This is a genomic window from Micromonospora rifamycinica, assembly GCF_900090265.1.
Classification (GTDB): Bacteria; Actinomycetota; Actinomycetes; order Mycobacteriales; family Micromonosporaceae; genus Micromonospora; species Micromonospora rifamycinica.
The window spans coordinates 2,836,655-2,855,220 of the sequence record NZ_LT607752.1 but is presented as its reverse complement, the minus strand read 5'-3'; the positions used below and the strand labels follow the sequence as shown (position 1 = coordinate 2,855,220).

14 protein-coding genes are annotated in these 18,566 nt (G+C 71.8%); 2 read left to right on the top strand and 12 right to left on the bottom strand.

Annotation, left to right across the window (positions count from 1 at the left end; translation table 11 throughout):
• Positions 1–120: 120 nt before the first annotated feature.
• Positions 121–3,825, bottom strand: a complete 3,705-nt coding sequence (locus GA0070623_RS11525) for a tetratricopeptide repeat protein (RefSeq protein ID WP_089004010.1) — start codon at positions 3,823–3,825, stop codon at positions 121–123.
• 248 nt (positions 3,826–4,073) lie between these two features.
• Positions 4,074–4,667 carry a TetR/AcrR family transcriptional regulator gene (locus tag GA0070623_RS11520; protein ID WP_067305438.1) on the bottom strand — a complete coding sequence of 198 codons (594 nt, stop codon included), beginning with the start codon at positions 4,665–4,667 and terminating at the stop codon, positions 4,074–4,076.
• Between the two features lie 58 nt (positions 4,668–4,725).
• Between GA0070623_RS11520 and GA0070623_RS11515 the strand changes: the two genes are divergently transcribed.
• A complete protein-coding gene (locus GA0070623_RS11515; RefSeq protein WP_067305434.1) occupies positions 4,726–5,628 on the top strand; it encodes an oxidoreductase in 903 nt (300 codons plus the stop codon).
• 50 nt (positions 5,629–5,678) lie between these two features.
• On the opposite strand, the gene GA0070623_RS11510 is transcribed toward GA0070623_RS11515, so the two are convergent.
• On the bottom strand, positions 5,679–6,698 hold the full coding sequence (locus GA0070623_RS11510) for an aldo/keto reductase (RefSeq protein WP_067305430.1): 1,020 nt from the start codon (positions 6,696–6,698) through the stop codon (positions 5,679–5,681).
• 136 nt (positions 6,699–6,834) lie between these two features.
• On the opposite strand from GA0070623_RS11510, the gene GA0070623_RS11505 reads away from it, so the two are divergent.
• Positions 6,835–7,422: a TetR/AcrR family transcriptional regulator gene (locus GA0070623_RS11505; RefSeq protein WP_067305427.1), complete on the top strand. Its 588-nt coding sequence runs from the start codon at positions 6,835–6,837 to the stop codon at positions 7,420–7,422.
• 43 nt (positions 7,423–7,465) lie between these two features.
• On the opposite strand, the gene GA0070623_RS11500 is transcribed toward GA0070623_RS11505, so the two are convergent.
• The 9 genes from GA0070623_RS11500 to GA0070623_RS11460 all read right to left on the bottom strand — a co-directional run bounded on the left by GA0070623_RS11500 (position 7,466) and on the right by GA0070623_RS11460 (position 18,409).
• Positions 7,466–7,771: a helix-turn-helix domain-containing protein gene (locus GA0070623_RS11500; RefSeq protein WP_067305424.1), complete on the bottom strand. Its 306-nt coding sequence runs from the start codon at positions 7,769–7,771 to the stop codon at positions 7,466–7,468.
• Between the two features lie 183 nt (positions 7,772–7,954).
• Positions 7,955–8,656 (bottom strand): hypothetical protein, encoded by a 702-nt coding sequence (locus tag GA0070623_RS11495; RefSeq protein ID WP_231932753.1) that lies wholly within the window; start codon positions 8,654–8,656, stop codon positions 7,955–7,957.
• Positions 8,647–9,612, bottom strand: coding sequence for an NAD-dependent epimerase/dehydratase family protein (locus GA0070623_RS11490; protein WP_067305421.1), 966 nt, complete (start codon positions 9,610–9,612; stop codon positions 8,647–8,649). The genes GA0070623_RS11495 and GA0070623_RS11490 overlap by 10 nt, the downstream gene beginning before the upstream one ends.
• Entirely contained in the window at positions 9,609–10,979 is a 1,371-nt protein-coding gene (locus GA0070623_RS11485; RefSeq protein ID WP_231932752.1) for a nucleotide sugar dehydrogenase, read from the bottom strand. Before GA0070623_RS11485 ends, GA0070623_RS11490 begins: the two co-directional genes overlap by 4 nt.
• Positions 10,980–11,034: 55 nt before the next feature.
• Complete coding sequence (locus GA0070623_RS11480) at positions 11,035–11,931, bottom strand: NAD-dependent epimerase/dehydratase family protein (protein WP_067305418.1); 897 nt, start codon at positions 11,929–11,931, stop codon at positions 11,035–11,037.
• Positions 11,928–12,755 (bottom strand): nucleotidyltransferase family protein, encoded by an 828-nt coding sequence (locus tag GA0070623_RS11475; protein WP_231932825.1) that lies wholly within the window; start codon positions 12,753–12,755, stop codon positions 11,928–11,930. The genes GA0070623_RS11480 and GA0070623_RS11475 overlap by 4 nt, the downstream gene beginning before the upstream one ends.
• A 37-nt stretch (positions 12,756–12,792) precedes the next feature.
• Entirely contained in the window at positions 12,793–14,319 is a 1,527-nt protein-coding gene (locus tag GA0070623_RS11470) for a hypothetical protein (RefSeq protein ID WP_067305414.1), read from the bottom strand.
• On the bottom strand, positions 14,319–16,235 hold the full coding sequence (gene pelF / locus GA0070623_RS11465) for a GT4 family glycosyltransferase PelF (RefSeq protein WP_197700067.1): 1,917 nt from the start codon (positions 16,233–16,235) through the stop codon (positions 14,319–14,321). The genes GA0070623_RS11470 and pelF overlap by 1 nt, the downstream gene beginning before the upstream one ends.
• Before the next feature lie 41 nt (positions 16,236–16,276).
• Positions 16,277–18,409, bottom strand: a complete 2,133-nt coding sequence (locus GA0070623_RS11460) for an Agd3-related carbohydrate-binding protein (RefSeq protein WP_067305411.1) — start codon at positions 18,407–18,409, stop codon at positions 16,277–16,279.
• Positions 18,410–18,566: the final 157 nt, after the last annotated feature.

Genomic DNA, 18,566 nt, shown 5'->3' with positions numbered 1-18,566 from the left:
AAGCTACCTGTCAGAATGGGTATTTTCTTTCGGGGATGATGTCGTTTTGAAAGACAGAGATAAATCTTCCCCCACTCGGGAATGCCGTAGCTGGCGAACGCGGCATCTCGACGCTGCGAGCTACCTCGGGTCGCTCTTGGGGGAGAGGATCGTCAGCGCTTCGCTGATCCTCTTGTAGAGTCCCGTTGCGCTAATCTTCTTCGCGGCGAGAAGGCTGGTCTCGAACACTTGTCGAGCCTCTTCCTGCTTTCCTGACGCTGCCAGTAGTTGGCCAAATCTCAGCCCCACTACCGCCGTTCCGTCAGGGCGCTGAAGGTGGCACAGGATTCGAAAAGACTCGGCTAGATGTTCTTCGGCAGATCGATAGTTCTGTCGAGCCAGGTCGATCTGTGCCAGGCCCCACCTCGCCGAGGCGATGGCGTCGATATCGCCCTGGTGTTCATGTATTTCCAGCCGCTTGAGGTGTAGCTTTCTTGCCCCGTCGTAGTCGCCGCGCTGATGAAGAATGTCGGCGATTTTGCCATGAGTGACTGCGGTCATTCGGGCGTCTCCAAGGCGTTGGTAGACAGGTAGTTCGATGTCGCGTCGAATATGGAGTGCTTCGTCATAGTCGCCAAGTGTTTGGAGGATATCGGCGATGTTGCCTTGGCAAATGGCGGTTTCTCTGGCTTCGCCGAGGCGTTGGTAGACGGGTAGTTCGATGTTGCGTCGGATGTGGAGTGCTTCGTCGAAATGGCCGCGTCGGTAGAGGATTTCGGCGATGTCGCCATGGCACATGGCGGTTTCTCTGGCTTCCCCGAGGCGTTGGTAGACAGGTAGTTCGATGTTGCGTCGTATATGAAGTGCTTCGTCGTAATTGCCGCGCTCTTGAAGGATGTCGGCGATGCTGCTGTAGCAGATGGCGGTTTCTCTGGCTTCCCCGAGGCGTTGGTAGACGGGTAGTTCGATGTTGCGTCGGATGTGGAGTGCTTCGTCGAAATGGCCGCGTCGATAGAGGAGGAGGGCGATTTTCCCGTGGCAAACGGCGGCTTCCTGCTCTGATCCTGCCTCACTGAAGAGCCGTTGCGCATGTCGCAACAGTTGTTCAGCCCTGTCGAGTTCACCGCGGTTAATCAGGAAGGTTGCCTGTTCGGCGATGACCCGGGCTTGTTCGAGTGGGTGGGATTCGGGCTGATTGTTGCCCTGCGTCTGCCGTAGAGCCCGGTCGAACAGTTCCGCCGCGGTGTCGCCGTCACCGCTGATCGCCGCAGCACCGGCAACCTTACGAAGCAGATAGGTAGGGATGGCGGCGCGATGCCGATCGAGGAGGGCTATCGCTTCTTTTCCGAGCCTGAAGGCATTATCGGCATGGCCGCCATGTAGCTCGACTACTGCTCCGGTCCCGCACGCCACGACGACGGCGGGAGATGTTCCGGCGGTCAGGGCTAGGCGGGTAAGTTGCAGGTCCAGGGCCAAATCTTGTCGTGGGCTAGGTGTGGGGCCGCCCCAGGCGGTGAAGAGCGGCTCCACCGCCAGTGCCGCCAGCTTGGTGCGTTCCTCGTCGGCGAGCGGGGTGAGCCGGCCGGCGGCCAGCGCGTTGACGGCGACCGCCTGACGTTGCGGGTCGTACCGGTCGGGGAAGGTGTCCAGCAGGCCGAGCCCGCGCAACCGGTCCGTCGACCCGCCGACCTCGGCCGCCAGCGTGTCGACCACCGGCACCGGTACCGGCAGGTCGAAGAGGGTGACTGCCCGCAGCAGGGCGACGTGGGGCGGCCCGGCCTGCGCCAGCAGTTCGTCCAGGGCCAGGTTCTCCAGGAACGCCCGTACGTCGGCGTCCGGGGGCAGGTCACCCTGCCGGAGGTATTCCTCCATCCCGGCGACCGCCGCCTCGGACCGCTCCGGCGGCACCTGCCCGCTGTAGACCAGCCGCAGCACGACCAGATCCTGGAGCCCGGGGTTGCCCCGGCTGACCCGGATCGCCCGGCGGGCCAGGGTGGCCCGCTCGGCCTGCCGGTCGGGTGGGACGAGCGCCTGCTGACGCCAGTGCAGCTTGCCCTGGGCCACCTCGGACAGCGGGCGCAACTGCACCGGGGCGAGCCGGGATTCCAGCCCGCCGAGGGTGAACAGGAAGCGGCTGGTGAGTACCAGGCGGCTGTCGGTCTCGGCGGGGTCGAACGCCCGCAGCACCGCCGCCAGCACCGGCGCGGACTCGGCGACCACCCGGTGTGGTCCGGCCGGATCGGGGTGGAGGATCTGCTCCAGGTCGTCGATGATCAGCAGCAGTGGGCTCTGACCCTCGCCGGTCTGGGCACACGGGCCGGTCAGCAGGTCGATCAGCACCGTCTCCAGCGCCTCGGGCCGGGCGCGTACCTCCGGCAGTCGCCTGGCGATCAGGTCCCGGGCCTGCGGGTTGGCGCGTACCGCGTCGGCGACCGCGTCCAGCACCGCCAGCGCGCCGTAGTCGCCGAAGACCACCCCGACGGCCCGGTCCGGGAAGCGGTCGACGATCCGGGCGGCCAGGCTCGACTTGCCCAACCGGCCCTGCCCGTGCAGCAGCACGCCGGCCCGGTCGCCGGACCGCAACGCCCGCAACGACTGCTGCAACTCCGGCCGCCGGCCGACGAACATGTCCGCCCGCGCCACCGGCACGTGCTGCTTGCGGTCCAGGAACTTCTTGGTCCCGCGTACGGGGGACACCAGCGACCGCCGCCGGGTGCCCGCCACCAGCGGCCCGCCCCCGGTCGGCCCCAGCCACAACCGGGCCAGGTGCCAGTCGGCCCGCAGCAGCGGCTTCGTCGACTCCAGCAGCGCCCGGCGGGCGTCGGCGACGGCCACCGCGAGATCGGCCCGGTCGCCCAGCCGCCCGTAGAGTGTCTCGGCGAAGACGGTGGCCGACCGGTCGCCGACCGAGCCGTCCCAGCCGAGCACCGCCGGCACCCCCGCCGACACCAGGGCGGTGGCCAGCGAGTGCGCCACCAGCTCCGTGCCGGCTGCCGGCGTGTCCGACTCGCCACGCCGGCCCGGTCCGGGGGGTAGCTGGCCGGTGGCGTCGGCGGCGGTCGCGGTGAGGCAGGCCGAGACGAACACCAGTCGGGGCATCGTGGTCAGCAGCCCGACCAGCTCGGTGGCGGTGGTGGGGCGTACGTCGCCCAGCTCGTCCTCCAGCATCAGCGCCGGCACGCCCGGCCGGTCCGGCCGGGGACGCCAGGTGTTCAGCCCGTGGCAGGACAGGTGCAGCACCGGCAGGCCGCCCAGGTCGGCCAGCCGGTGCGCCAACTGCGCCGGGTCGCCGGTGTCCTCGACCATCAGGTCGAGCCGGGCCTCGCCCACCGCGCGCAGGATCGCCGCCTCCTCGGCCTCGAAGTCGAGTTCGTGCTGCCCGCGTGGGGCCGCCGCCATGAACCCCAACCCCAGCCGGTACGCGTCGAGAGCCGGCCGGACCCCGGGTGCGCCCAGCCGGCGGACGACGCCGAAGCGCAGCAGGGTGTCGGCCGCGAGGAACCCGCCGTCGGGGCGGGCCAGCAGCTCGAACGGTGCCCGCAGCACCGTCCACTGTCGATCGGACGGCGTGCGCGGACCCTGCACCTCGAAGGTCAGCGGGGTCGACGCCCGGCGCAGCAGGTCGGTCAGCTGCCCCTGCTCGCCGTCCAGCCAGCCGTACAACGCGCGGCCCAGCCCGGTCAGCACGTCGTCGTCGGCGCCGGCCTGGACGGCCTGCGCGTACCGGCTGCCCAGGTCGCCCAGCAGGGTGGCGTCCTCTGCGGTCAGCGGCCGGCGCGGCTCGATCCGCTCCCCGGCGACCAGGATCTCGAAGCCGCTGTCGTCGAGCACCAGACCAGTTGTCACGCGAACCTCCCCCTGCCGGCATCCGCTCCGTCCCGCCGCCGTCGGGTGATCCGGCCCGCAATGCGGGTGGTGGCACCGACCGGGAGAGCCGTGCCGTCGACGCGTCGACCGACGTCGGGGGAGGGGATTGATCGCCACATTACCCAGCGGGCGAGCAGGCACAACGAAAGTCGAGAAGCCGACAGTCGGCGGCGCGGACCGTCCGTCGTTTGTGGAGCGTGCGACCGGGGGACGACGGGGCCGTGCGGTCAGCGGGGGCGGGCTCCCCGGAGGAACTGGTCGACGGCGTCCCGGGTGATCCCGTCGAGCAGTTCCGGCGCGACCAGGTTGCCGTTGACCAGGGTGGCGATGCCCTGCAACGTGGCGAACAGCACGATCCCGGGGCGGTCCGGTGGGCCGGCCTCCAGCACCCCCTGCTCCTGCCCCTCGACGATCAGGTCGTGCATCAGGCCGAGCGGCGCGGCAGCGGCGGCGACGAGATGGTCGGCCCCCTCGCGGTGCTTGCCGGCGAACATCAGCTCCAGCAGCGCGGCGTCCTCGGTGGCGAACCGTAGGTAGGCCGTGGCCATGGCGTGCAGGCGCGGCCCGAAGTCCGGGCCGGCGGCGGCGAGCGCCGCGTGCAGCTCGGCGTGCAGCCGGGCGAACCCGGCCTCGGCGAGGGCGTCCAGCAGCGCCTGCCGGTCGGCGAAGTGCCGGCGTGGCGCGGCGTGGCTGACGCCGACCTCCCGGGCCAGTTCGCGCAGCGAGAGCTGGCCCACGCCGTGCTGGCGCAGGCTGTTCTCGGCCGCCGCGAGCAGCGTCGAGCGCAGGTTTCCGTGGTGGTACGTGGGCACACCGGTCATCGTAGTCGAAAAAATGTCGCCGTTGCCAACATTGTTGTCGCCGTATACATTGTTGGCCATGACAACATTCACGACCGCCCAGGTTCCCGACATGACCGGCCGTACCGTCGTCGTCACCGGCGCGAACAGCGGCATCGGCCGGATCGCCGCCCAGGTGCTCGCCGCCCGGGGCGCCCACGTCGTGCTCGCCGTCCGTGACCTCGCCAAGGGCGCTGCCGCCGCCGCGACCATGACCGGCGACGTCGAGGTGCGGCGGCTCGACCTGGCCGACCTCGCCTCGGTGCGCGCGTTCGCGCAGGACTGCACCGGGCCGATCGACCTGCTGATCAACAACGCCGGGCTGATGATCCCGCCGCTCGGCCGCACCGCCGACGGGTTCGAACTCCAGTTCGGCACCAACCACCTCGGCCACTTCGCGCTCACCAACCTGCTGCTGCCGCAGGTACGGGGAAGGGTGGTGACCGTCGCCTCCGGCGCGCACCGGGGCGGGAAGATCGACTTCGCCGACCCCAACTGGGAGCGCCGGCCCTACCGGGCGTTCCCCGCGTACGCCCAGTCCAAGCTGGCGAACCTGCTGTTCACCGCCGAGTTGCAGCGCCGCCTCACCGAGGTCGGCTCGCCGGTGCGGGCGACCGCCGCCCACCCCGGCCTGGCCTCCACCAACCTGCTCGGGCACCTCGACCAGCAGCGCTCCCTGTGGAACCGGCTCCAGATGACCCTCGTCCACCGCTTCGCGCAGAGCGAGGCGGACGGCGCGCTGCCCACCCTCTACGCCGCGGTGGCCGACGTCCCCGGCGGCAGCTACGCCGGGCCGGGCGGCTTCCTCGAAGGGCGTGGTGCGCCGAAGCTCGTCGGCCGGTCGAAGGCCGCCCGCGACGAGGCCGTCGCCCGTCGGCTGTGGACGGTCTCCGAGGAGCTGACCGGGGTCACCTTCCCGCTGGCCGCCCAGCCCGCCCGGTAGCCGGCCCCGGGTCGGAGCCCTCGCCGCGGGTGGGTCGGGCGGGTGGGCGCTCAGCGGCGGCGTAGTGCCGGGTCGAGCAGGGCCGGCGGGGTGTCGTGCTTCTCGTCCGGGGCGAGGTCGACACCGGGGGCGACGATCGCGTCGATGGCGTCGAGCACGTCGGCGGTGAGCACGGTGTCGGCGGCGGCGAGCTGGCTGTGCAGGTGGTCCATCGTGCGGGGGCCGATGATCGCGCTGGTCACGGCGGGGTGCGCGGTGACGAACCCGAGCGCGAGCTGGATCAGGGTCAGCCCGGCCGCGTCGGCGACCTTGGTCAACTGCTCCACGGCGTCGAGCCGGGTCCGATTGGCGTCCACCGTGAGGTCGAAGCGCTGCGGCAGCACGTCGGCGCGGTGGGTGGTGATCTCCCGGCCCGCGCGGACCGCGCCCGACAGCCAGCCCGAGGCGAGCGGGCTCCAGGCGAGCACACCGAGCCCGTACTGCTCGGTGACCGGCAGCACGTGCGTCTCGATGCCGCGTTGCAGGATCGAGTAGCTGGGCTGCTCGGTGACGTACCGGCTCAGGTGGCGCTCCCGGGCGGTCCACTCGGCCTGCACGATCCGGTACGCCGGGAAGGTCGAGGAGCCGAAGTAGCGGATCTTGCCGGCCCGCTGGAGGTCGGTCAGCGCGGAGAGGGTCTCCTCGTCGCTGGTGGTCGGATCCCACCGGTGGATCTGGTAGAGGTCGACGTGGTCGACGCCGAGCCGGCGCAGGCTGTCGTCCAGCGCGGTGTACAGCCAGCGGCGGGAGCCGCCCCGGTGGTTGCGCTCGTCGCCCATCGGCATGCTCGCCTTGGTGGCCAGCACGACGTCGTCGCGGCGGCCGACGATGGCCCGGCCGACCAGTTCCTCCGACTCGCCCTGGCTGTAGCGGTCGGCGGTGTCGATCAGGTTGATGCCGGCGTCCAGGGCGGCGTGCACGATCGCGGTGGCCTCGTCCGGGCCGGTCCGGCCGAGGGCGCCGAAGTTCATCGCGCCGAGCACGAGGGTGCTGACCTGCACACCGGTGCGGCCGAGGGTGCGGTACTGCATGACTGTTCCTCCACGGGGTGGCTGGCTGGTGGTCGCCCTCCGGCTCTGGCATCATGAGCCAAGCGGAACGCTGTTCCGCTCTGAACTATACGGAACGCTGTTCCGTTTGCCAAGGTTGGTCGGAGGTGCGGACGCGATGGGCGGACCCGAGGAGGCGGCGGCGTCGCCGTCCCCACGCAAGCGGGCCGACGCCCGACGCAACGAGGCCACCCTGCTGGAGGCCGCCGCCGAGGCGTTCCGCACCGTCGGCGTCGACGCCCCCGTCCGCGACATCGCCGCGCGGGCCGGCGTCGGCGTGGGGACGATCTACCGTCACTTCCCGACCCGGGCCGACCTCGTCGTCGCCGTCTACCGGCACCAGGTGCAGGCGTGCGTCGAGGCCGCGCCGGCCCTGCTCGCCACCAGCGGTACGCCGCACGCCGCCCTGGCCGCCTGGATCGACCTGTTCGTCGACTTCCTGGTCACCAAGCACGGCCTGGCCGGGGCGCTCCAGTCCGACGCCGCCACCTTCGAGACCCTGCACGGGTACTTCCTCGACCGGCTCGTCCCCGCCTGCGCCCAGCTGCTCGACGCCGCCGCCGAGGCCGGCGAGATCCCGCCCGGCCCCGGCCCGCAGGAGCTGCTCTTCGCCGTCGGCAACCTCTGTGCCGGAGCGGGCCGGATGCCCGGCTACGACGCCCGTCGCATGGTCGCCCTCCTCGTCGCCGGCCTCCGGAGTCGGTGACCTGGCGGAATCCGGTTGCCCCGGCCCGCAGTGCCGGTGGCGGCTAGCTCAGGGCGAGCCGCTCTCCGTCGAACTCCGCGACGATCTCCAGCTTGCCGCCGAGCGCGGAGACGTACCGCTCGATGGTGGATACCTCGGTAGCGGGCAGCTCGCCCTTTTCGATCGCGGCCACCCGCGGCTGCGATACGTCCATGAGGGCCGCGACCTCCTGCTGGGTCAGCCCGCGGCGCTCACGCATCTCCCTGAGCCGATAGGCGCGCACCTCGGTACGCATCTGCTCCTGGTGCGCGGCGACCCTGCTCTCGTCGAGATTCATCCGGGACCGGACATCACGCCAACTAGTTGCCATCAGGCTGCTCCTTCAACTCGCGCAGGTGTTGGGTGAATCTCCGGTCGGCTTCGAGAATGCTGGTTTCGTACCAACCCTTCCAGTTGCCGGCGAGCGGTGGAAGCTGGCTGTTCCACGGGGGCTACCCGGCCGGGCGGGAGCCGGACGCGTACCCGCGTCCGGCCCCCGCCCGGGGCCGCCCGGTCAGGTGCGGGACAGGGCGCGGTCGCTGACCGAGGACTGGAGCCCGAACTGGCGGGCCCGGCGCTCGGCGAAATCGGCCAGCCCCTGACTGTCGGCGTAGTCGAGGCTGTAGAGGTCCAGCTCCAACTGGAGCAGCTGCTCGGCGATCTGGGCGTGGAACTCCAGCACGTCGGGCGGCCACGGGGCGTACCCCTGGTCGGTCCACCGGGCCGAGAACGACTCGAAGACGATCCCGTCGACGATCTCGGCCAGCCGGGGCAGCATGCCGAACCCCCGGTTCGCCAGCAGGTACGCCGGCGCGGCCTCCTCCCGGATCGCGGCGACCAGGGTCAGCAGGTGCGGCACGTCCTCCGGGAAGGTCAGCTCGACGTTGAGCGTGTCCAGGAAGAGCCCCGCGAAGCCCTGCGCGATGGCCTGCTTCGCCTGCTCGACCACGTGCGCCACCCAGAGCGGATGGTCGACGTGGACGAACGCGCCGCCCCAGTCCGGGTTGCGTTCCTGCCGCTGCCAGGGCGCGGGTGGCCCCTGGTCCTCCGACAGCGACAGGTAGCCGAGCGTCTGCACGTCCTGCTCGGCGAGGTAGCGCAGCTCGGCCGTCCGGTAGAACGCCGGTTGCAGGACCACCCGCACGTACCTGGTGAGTTCGGGCAGCCGACCGTCACCGTAGTAGAAGCAGATGGGACGCCGGCTCGTCACGTCCACCCGTGCTCCCGGTACCAGGCGAACGTGCTGCGTACCCCCTCCTCCAGGCTGACGCCCGGCTCGTAGCCGGTCAGCTCCCGCAGCCGGGACAGGTCCGGGCAGCGGCGGGCGACCGACCCCGGCGGCGCGCTGCCGGGGGCGATGGCGGGGCTCACCCCGGCCACCCGCAGGACCAGCTTGGCCAGGTCACCGATGTTGGTCTCCTCCCGGTCGTTGCCGATGTGCACGAGCTGACCGGTGGCGGCCGGGGTGGCCATCAGCCGCAGCATCGCCTCGACCGCGTCGTCGACGTGGCAGAACGCCCGGTACTGGTCGGCGCCGGGGACCGGGAACGGATCCGCCCCGCGCAGGGCGCGCAGCGACATCTCCGGGATGACGTGGTCGGCGCCCATCCGGGGGCCGTACACGTTGTGGAACCGGCCCACCACGGTCTCGAAACCCTTGGCGCGGGCCGTGTGCAGGAAGGCGGCCTCACCGAGCAGCTTGCTGGCGGCGTACGCGAAGCGGGGGGCCGCCACGTCGGAGATCATCGCCGGCACCGCCTCGGACGTCGGCACCGGCACCACCCCGGCGGTCACGCCCCCGGCGTAGACCTCGCTGGTGGAGGCGAAGAAGACCCGCTCGCCCGGGGCCACCCAGTCGAGCAGGTGCAGCGCGGAGAGGGTGTTGACCCGGATCACCCGGGCCGGGTCCTGCTCCACGTTGCGCACCCCGACGACGGCGGCGAGCAGGTAGATCTGGTCCCAGCCGGTGGGCAGGGCGGCCCAGGTGTCCGGGCTGGTCAGGTCGCCGGAGACCACCCGCACCGCCGGGTCGGCGCGCAGCCGGTCGAGGTCGGCGTCGTCGCGGCCCCGGGAGAAGTCGTCCACGATCGTCACCTGGTGCCCGTCGGCGACGAGCCGGCGGGCGAGGTGCAGGCCGATGAACCCGGCCCCGCCGAGCAGCAACGCCCTCATGCCGACACCGCCCCGCTGGTCGACGCGCCCGCACCGGCCGCCACGGCGCCGTCGTCACCCGGACCGGTCGGCGCGGGCGGCAGGTAACCGAGCCCGGCGTACCGCACCCCGGCGGCCATCACCGCGTCGCCGTCGAGCACCCGCCACGAGTCGTAGACGAACGCCGGGGGCGTCGCGCCGAGCACCTCCGGCACCCGCAGCGCCCGGTAGTCCGGGTGGTCGTTGATGATCAGTACGGCGTCCGCCTCGGTGAACGCCTTGTCCAGGCTGACCGGCTCGCCGCCGTACTGGCGGATCACGTCGTCGGTGACCATCGGGTCGTGCCCGAGCACGGTGACACCGGCGGCCGAGAAGACCCGCATCATCGGCTCGATCGGGGTGCCCCGCATGTCGTCGGTGGCCGGCCAGCCCTTGTAGGCCCAGCCGAGCACCGCCAGGCGGGCGCCGAGGCTGCGCCCGCGCGCCTCGACCAGCATCCGGACCACGGTCTCCCCGACGTGGATCGGCAGGTACTCGTTGAGCTGACGGGCCTTGCCGACGAGGAACGGCCGCCGGTCACCCGCGCTGTCGATCATGATGTACGGGTCCTTGGAGAGGCAGCCGCCGCCCACGTACCCGGGCTTGGCGAGATCCGGACGCGGGTAGTCGACGTTCGTCGCCCGGATCACCTCCAGCGGGTCGAGGCCGTGCCGCTCGGCGATCAGCGCGATCTCGTTGCCGAACGCGTAGATCAGGTCGGTGTGGCAGTTGTTCGACAGCTTCACCAGCTCGGCGGCCTCCAGGCTGGAGACCGGGACGATGGTGCGGACCAGCCCGTCGAAGAACTCGGTCGCGGCGGCCAGGCTCTCGTCGTCCAGGCCGCCGACCACCTGCGGCAGCTCGACGAGTTCCCGCAGCGCCTGGCCCTGGATGGTGCGCTCCGGGGCCATCACCAGCTTCACCCGCTCGCCCCAGGCGGCCTGGAGCTCCGGCAGCACCACCCGGCGGCTGGTGCCGACCGGCACCGTACTGCGCACCACCACCAGGGTGTCCGGGCGGCAACTCGCGGCCACCACCCGGGCGGCGGCGGCCAGGTTCGCCAGGTTGGGCCGGTGGGTCATGTTGTCCACCGGCGTCGACACGCTGATCACCGCCACGTCGACGGTGTCCTTCGGCAGGTCGGCGGCGACGTGGATGCTGGTGCCGAGGTGGGCGGCGAAGACGTCCTCGATGCCGGGCTCGAAGATGTGCGGGCGGCCGTGCGAGAGCGCGTCCAGCACCGCCGGCGACACGTCCGCGCCGTACACCGTGAAGCCCTTGTCGGCGAGGGCGGCGGTGAGGGTGAGCCCCACGTAGCCCAGGCCCACGACTCCGATCTTCATACTCATCTGCGGTGTCCTCTCGTGTTGCGGGTGTGTCGTGATGGGAAGTGGGCCGCCCGGCTCACCGTGCGTCGCCGGCGGCCCAGATGTCCTTGATCGACGTCGCCAGGTCGCGCACCGGCGACCAGCCCAGCTCGTCGCGGGCCCGGCCGATGTCGGCCTGGATCCAGTCGACCGCCTGCGACCGCTGCGGCCCGACGCCGACCTCGTGGATCGCGCCGTCGTAGCCCGCCGCGTCGGCCAGCAGCGCGACCGCCTGCCGGGCGGTGACCGCCCGGCCGCTGCCCGCGTTGACGACCCGGTGCCGCAGGGTGGACGCCAGCGTCGCCGCCGCGATCAGCGCGGCGAGGTCCCGCACGTCGACGAAGTCCCGGTACGCCGACAGCGGACCCAGGGTGATCTCGCCGGCCCCCTCGGCCAGCGCGGCCCGGATCCGGGCCGCCGCCCGACCGAGCAGGTTCTCCTGCGACATGCCGGGGCCGATCGGGTTGAAGACCCGCAGCGACACGGCGTCGACCTGCCCGGCCTCCCCGGCGAGCTGGAACAGCCTGGTCCCGGCCAGGTGACTCACGCCGTACGCGCTGACCGGCCGGGCCGGCAGCTCCTCGGTGACCGGCACGCGCTGCGGCAGCGGCCCGTACTCGCCGGCCGAGCCGAGCCGGACCAGCCGGGCCTGCGGCGCCGCCTCGGCGGTCGCCTCCAGCAGTTTCGCCGCGACCAGCGTGTTGGCGGTGACCAGTTCCCCGGCGGAACCGGTCAGCGCGCCCACGCAACTGACCACCGCGTCCGGGGCGACCTCGCGCAGCAGCGCCGCGAGCCCCGCCACGTCACCACCGAGCAGGTCGTAGGTCGCCCGGCCCGGACAGACCACCTCGGTCACCCGGGGATCCGCCGCCAGGGCGTCGCGGGCGTGCCCGCCGATGAACCCGGACGCCCCGAACAGCAGTACCCGCGTCACGTCAGCTCACCGGCCCGCACGGCACCCGACAGGTCCGGGACGACCAGCGGCCCGTCACCGGCCGCCACCGGCTCGCCGACGGCCAGCACCGGCTCGCCGACGGGGACCTCCACCGGCCGCGGGAGGGCGGGCAGCAGGATCGGCTTGAGCTGGGGGAACGAGCGGTTCGCCTCGTCGTAGTCCTCCGGCCGGCCGATGTCCAGCCAGAAACCGTCGAACGGGTACGTCCGGGGTGGGTCGCCGCCCGCCAGCAGGTCCAGCACGAGCTGGTCGAAGCCGAGGGCCAACCCGGCCTGGTAGGGGTCGAGCGTCCGGCGGGACATCCCGTAGACACCCATGCTCACCGGGTAGCGCAGCGCCGGCTTCTCCCGGAACCCGACGACCCGCCCGGCGTCCACGTCGAGCACGCCGAAGTCGATCCGGTGCACCCGCTCGGAGGTCGCCAGGGTCAGCCCGGCCCCGGAGAGCTGGTGGTCACGCAGCAGGTCGCCGTAGTCGAGGTCGGTGAGGATGTCGCCGTTCATCACCAGGAACTCGTCGGGCAGCCGGTCCTTCAGGGCGAACAGCGGGCCGACCGTCGACAGCGGCCGGTCCTCCTCGATGTAGTCGATGTCGAGGCCCCACCGGTTGCCGTCCCCGACGAACGCCCTGATCAGCGGGCCGAGATGGTTGATCGCCAGGGTCACCGAGGTGAACCCGCGCGAGGCGAGCTGGTCGAGCACGATCTGCAGGATCGAATGACTGTCCCCGATCGGCATCAGGGGCTTCGGCAGCGTCGTGGTGTACGGCTTCAGCCGCACCCCCTTGCCGCCGGCAAGAATCACCGCGTGCAACCGGACCTCCCCATAGGTCTCGAGTGGACTATCGGTAGTGCCGAACCTGCCCGATCACCGGAACGAGACCGAGCGCGAACAACACCTGGAGCAGCAGTACGCCGCCCAGGTACAGCGAGGTGTCGGCGAGCGGGTCGTCGCCCTGCCCGACCAGCGGGGCCACGCCGAGCAGCGCGCCGAGACCGACGTGCAGCACGACCACGACCGCCACGGACAGGCACAACCAGCCGTACCGGCCCCGGCCGACCAGCAGGAAAGCCAGGTAGTACGCCCCGGCGAGCGCCACGTGCGCGGTGGTCATCACCACCCCGGCGGCCGAGAGCTGACCCACCTGGGCGAGCACGACGACCAGCACCAGGCCGAGCACCGCCGGCACCGCCAGACAGGCGGCGACCTCCCGGCCGATGGTGCGCCAGATCCCGGCGACGAAGCCGCGCGGAAGCCGGGCCCGCCGGGACAGCGCGACCCCGCTCGCCCAGAACCGGCCGGTCCGCCACTCGACGAACCCCATGGACAGGATCAGCGGCACCGCCGCCGCCGCGATGTCCAGCCGGCCCAGCAGGTAGGGCGCCTGGGCGTGGAAGAGCAGCACCGCCGAGCAGAGCCCGTAGCCGGCGACACCGAGCAGCCGGGACGCGGGCGGCCACAGCGGCTCCCGGGACGGCGGCTCCCCGGCCCGGGCGGCCTCCCGGTTGGCCCAGAGCCCGGCGGCGAAGCTGGCCAGCACGCCGAGGACCGCCCCGCCGACCGCCCAGAGCCGGGCCGTCGCGCCCCCGTCGAGCAGGAAGACCGCGCCGGACAGCACCGCCGGGAGCATCGCCACCGCCAGCCACCACTCACGACGGTGGAACATCAGCAGCGTGCTCGCCAGCTGGTAGGTCAGTTGGCAGACCATCATCGCGGCGAGCGGCAGCCCGCCGTACGGCAGCAGCGCAGCGCCGGCCACCGCGCCGAGCAGGGGCGCGGTCAGCGCGGCGAGCCGCAGCACCCGGCTGGCCGACCGGACCCGACCCAGACCGAGCAGGCGGAACGCCGCGTGGGCGGCCACCCCCGACCAGATCCACCCCACCGTGCCGGCGAGGATCATGCCGAGCACCAGGCCCGGTCGACCCACGACCGCCAGCACCGCCGGGAAGGCGGCGCTCGGCAGCACGTACAGCAGGCCGTGCGAGATCGTCCGCAGGTCACCCCGGCGGTCGGTGGCGGGTCGTGCGCCGACGGGCCGGTCGTCGACCGCCGGGGCCGGCCCCAACCGCCGGAACACCTCCGAGGCGAGGACGAAGACGTCGCGGTAGCCGTACTCGACCTGGGCCGCCCGGTCGGTGTGCCCGTCGGCCTCCAGGGCGGCGGCGACCTGGAGCGCGTCCACCGCGCGGGCGAGCTGGGGACGGACCCGTTCGACCAGGTCGTCGACCGGGTCGGTGGAGATCCGGGGCAGCAGGATGGTGCGTTCGGGGCTGTCCGTCCGGTCGGTGTCGGCTCCCGCGTCGGTGGTCATGGTGGCGACGGGGCGGAACAACGGATCGGTGACGTCCGGGTCGTGGGCGTCGGTCATCAGCGGCCACCGGTGGTGTGCATCATGATGGTGGGCTCGTCGTCCGGGCCCGGGCCGGGGGCGTGCGGCAGCTCGGGGCCGGACGAGTTCGGGTCGTGGCGGGACCGGTACGCGGCGGACGAGTACTGCTCCGGCCCCCGTTGCCGGGGTACCCGGGCGGCGACCGGGGCGGCCCCCGGCCAGACAGCGGGTGCCGCCTCCGCGCGGGCGGCGGGTGCCATCTCCGGTCGGGTGGCGGGTACCACCTCCGGCCGGGCGGTGGCCGGGGTGGCCTGGGGCCGGGCGGGGGTGGCCTCGGACCGGGCGGCGGGTGCGACCTCCGGCCGGGCGGTGACGGGGGTCGCCACCGGCCGGGCGGTGACCGCCGCCACCCCGGGTCGGGTCGTCCGGTTCGGCACCCTGACCCAGCCCTGGGCCTGACCGCGCAGGTGCTTCGGGGCGGGGGACGCCGAGCGGGGCTCGGCGAGCCGCTCGTAGATGTCGCGGTACGCCTGCAACGAGCGTTGCAGGGTGAACTTCTCCAACACCCGGGCGCGGGCGTCCGCCCCGAGCCGGAGCCGCATCTCCCGGTCGTTCAGCATCCGTACGCAGGCGTCGGCGATCGCGGCGACGTCACGCGGCGCGACCACGAACCCGGTGTCGCCGACCGCCTCGGCGACCCCGCCCACGTTGGTGCACACGGTCGGCCGCCCGCACGCCATCGCCTCCACCACGGTGTAGGGGAACCCCTCGGAGATGCTGGTCAGCGCCACCAGACTGCCCGCGTGGTACGCCTCGACGGCGTTGCCGACCCGACCCTCCAGGACGGCGTGCCCGGTCAGCCCGAGTTCGTGGATCAGCGCCTCGCAGCTCTCGTGGTAGACCTTGTTGGCCGCCGGCGTCCCGCCGAAGATGCGCAGTCGGGCGTTCGGGATCTCCGCCCGGACCAGCGCGAACGCCCGGATCAGCGTGTGCAGGTCCTTGAGCGGGTCGATCCGGCCCATGAACGAGATGGTCGGCACCTCCGGCTCGCCGGCGGCCGGCGGGAACTCGTCCGGGTCGACGCCGTTGTACATCGTCCACATCCGGTCCGGGTCCGCGCCGTTGTGCAGCTGCCAGCGCCGGTTGTACTGCGAGTGCGGGGCGAGCGCGCCGGTGATCAGGTAGGCCGCGCCGGCCAGCGAGCGGAAGAAGCTCAGCACCAGCACCCGGACCGGGTGCGGCGCGTCGTCGTGCAGGTAGGAGATGTAGCGCTCGCGCAGGTAGATGCCGTGTTCGGAGAGCACCAGCGGGGTGCCGTACGTCCAGGTGGCCGCCATCCCGACGAGGGTGGCGAGCCCGTTCATCGACGAGTGCACGATGTCGGCGCGCACCGGCGGCGCGCTCAACGGCCGGAGCATGTGCGAGATGAGCCAGGCCGCCTCCAGCGCGTCGGCGACGGTGGGCGCGGGACCGGTCTCCTCGACGCGCAGGGTGTGCCAGGCCTCCAGCATCATCCGTAGCGCCTCGTTGGAGAGCAGGGCCGCGCTCAGGTCGCCGCCGCCGGCCGCGTACTCGAACATGCCGCGCAGCGCGAGCAGGAAGGTGCTCCGGTTGACCGCGCCGGCCTGGGAGCGGGTCGACTCCAGCGGGGTGACCAGCGCCCGCAGGAACACCTCGTAGGACTCGACGAACTCCGCACCCGGCCGACCGGACGGGACCAGCACGCCCCGGCCCCGCCGGGGGCGGCCGGTCGGCCGGCCGCCCCACAACGGGATCGAGTGCACGCGGTCGAGGTTCGCCGGCCGGTCGAAGACCGGCTCCTCGGTGCCGTCCACGGTGAGCGCCACGACCTCCCACCGGTAGTCCGGCATTCCTCGGATGAGCTGTTCGCACCAGATGCTCACCCCACCCATCGCGTACGGGTAGGTGCCCTCCGAGACCAGCGCGATCCGCACCGGTTCCCCCGTTTCTCTGTGCTTGGTCGAGCCGTCCCGCGCTATGCGCGGGGAGCGGCGGTGAACGTCACGGCGGTGTTGGCCGCCAGCGTCACCGGCACGGTGACGTCGGTGCCGTAGGTGCCGGCACCGGTGGTGGTCGCGGTCACGCCACCGAGTTGCAGCGAACCGGCGGCCGGCGAGGTCACCGTGATCTCCCCGGTGGTCCGGTCGTAGACCGCCGAGGCCCCGGCGCCCAGCGCCGCGAAGTGCGCCGTCCGGGTCCTGGTGTAGGCGGCGATGTCGGTCCACGCCGAGTTCAGCAGCGGCACCGAGTAGTACGACTCGTACTTGGTCAGCACGGCGTCGACCCAGTCGGTGAGCAGGGTGTCGCCCGAGCCGTAGTCACGCACGTTGGCGATGTGGAACGTGTGCGAGTAGATCGAGCCGGACGACACGTGCTGCAGGCCCACGGTGGACTCGTAGTCCAGGACCTGGGCGTAGGTGCGGTCGGTCGGCCAGTACGGGAAGGCGCCGTTCGGGCCGTAGAAGGAGTTGTAGAAGTGCGCCTCCTCCGCCTGGTTGGTGGTGTGGTAGGCGATGTTGGTCGGCCAGCACGGCACCACCGCGATGCTCGGGTCCAGCGGGTGCGCGGTCGAGCCGTTGAAGTTCGCCGGCACGTGACTGGCGAACGACATGTTGCCGGCCACCGTGTTGATGCCGAGATCCGCCGCCGCCTCGATCAGGTCCGGGTTGGACGCGGCGAGGCCGTGGTCGGTGAGCACGCCGCTGGCGTTGTTGTAGACACCGAGACCGGAGTACTCGGGGGTCTTCAGCACGGTGGCCGGCGGGTTCAGCCCGATGGCGTTGCCCGCGGTCTGGTTCTCGGAGATCTCTTCGTGGTTGGTGGCGTAGTCCGTGGTGTTCAGCGCCGGGTGGCTGAACGTGTGGTTGATCCACCGGAAGTTGTTCTTGAGGCACTTCGTGGTGGCGGTGAGGGTGTTGGCGTCGCCGTTCGGGCTGCACGCGCTGCCGGCGAACGGGTCGATCTGCGCGCCGTTGTAGGGGATGTTGAAGGTGAAGCCCGAGGCCAGCGGGTGCGCGGTGCGCAGCGCGGTCTGCTTGGCGTCGAGGTTGACCGCGTCGTGCCCGGTGACGTGGATGGCGGGGCCGTAGTCGACGGTGCCGTCGGCCATGTAGTGGGCCGAGGCGGCGAACCAGTCGTCGATGTCCACGTTGAGGTGGTGCTTCTGCTCACCGAGGAACAGGCCCTTGGTCGCCCACCGGAACAGGCCGTAGACCAGCAGGTCGGCGTGGAGGAGGTACTGGTTGGCGGTGAAGGTCAGCGCGATCCGCTCCCGGCCGTCGGTCGAGGTGGTGCTCACGGCCAGCACGTCGGAGCCGTTGGTCATCAGGGCCTGGGCGTTGCAGCCGGCCCGGATCGAGGTGCGGTAGACGTACGACTGGGTGATCGGGATCTGCGCGGTGCTCTTGAGGTAGTCGAAGACCGCCGCGCCGCTGGTGGTCAGCGAGACGGGCAGCGGGGTCTCGCCGACCGCGCCCTCCCCGGCGGAGTTGAGGCAGTAGTCCTCCGGCCAGGTGCCGTAGCTGGTGTAGAGGGCGACCTGGCGTACCGCGAAGTTGCGCTCGTAGGCCCAGAGGGTGTTCCACTCGGTGCTGGTCAGGCCGCTGAGGTAGTTACCGCCCGACTCGTAGAGCTGCATGCTGTTGGTGAGCAGGACCGCGTTGTACTTGCCCACCCCGTTGCCGTCGACGAGCGTGCTCGGCGAGAGCGTCTGGGTGGTGGTGTACAGGATGTCGTAGCCGGCACCGACCCGGTTGAGGGTGGTGGTGAGCGTGGCCACGCCGAAGTCGGCCGGGTCGGTGGCCAGGATCAGCGCCTTCAGCGCGACCTTGTCGTTGATCGCCTGGGTGCCCACGCCGCCGCTGCGGGCGGCGGACCGGGACGGGGCGACCTTGACGCTGCCGGACCGGGTGGGCAGCGGGCCGGGCCGGGCCTCCTTCTTGCTCGCGACCTGACCGAGACCGGGTGCGCTCGGCGGCTGGGCCGCTGCGTTCGGCGCGGCCGGCTGGGCGAGGCCCGGAGTCTGGGTGCCGAGCAGGACCGTGAGTGCGGTCAGCCCGGCGAGGGCGAGTCGTTTCGCGCGCGGACGCGCAGGTCCGGTGTGGACCATGTGGGTGACCTCCGATGAGGAGACGAACAATGCCGCCGATCCTGTATGGACGACGGGGTTGCCATCGAAGGCTAGCAATTACGCGTCCGGATTCCGCGCTAGATCCTGTCGCATGTGGAGCATTGACGCAAGCGTGCTCGGATGTTAGCGCCATACC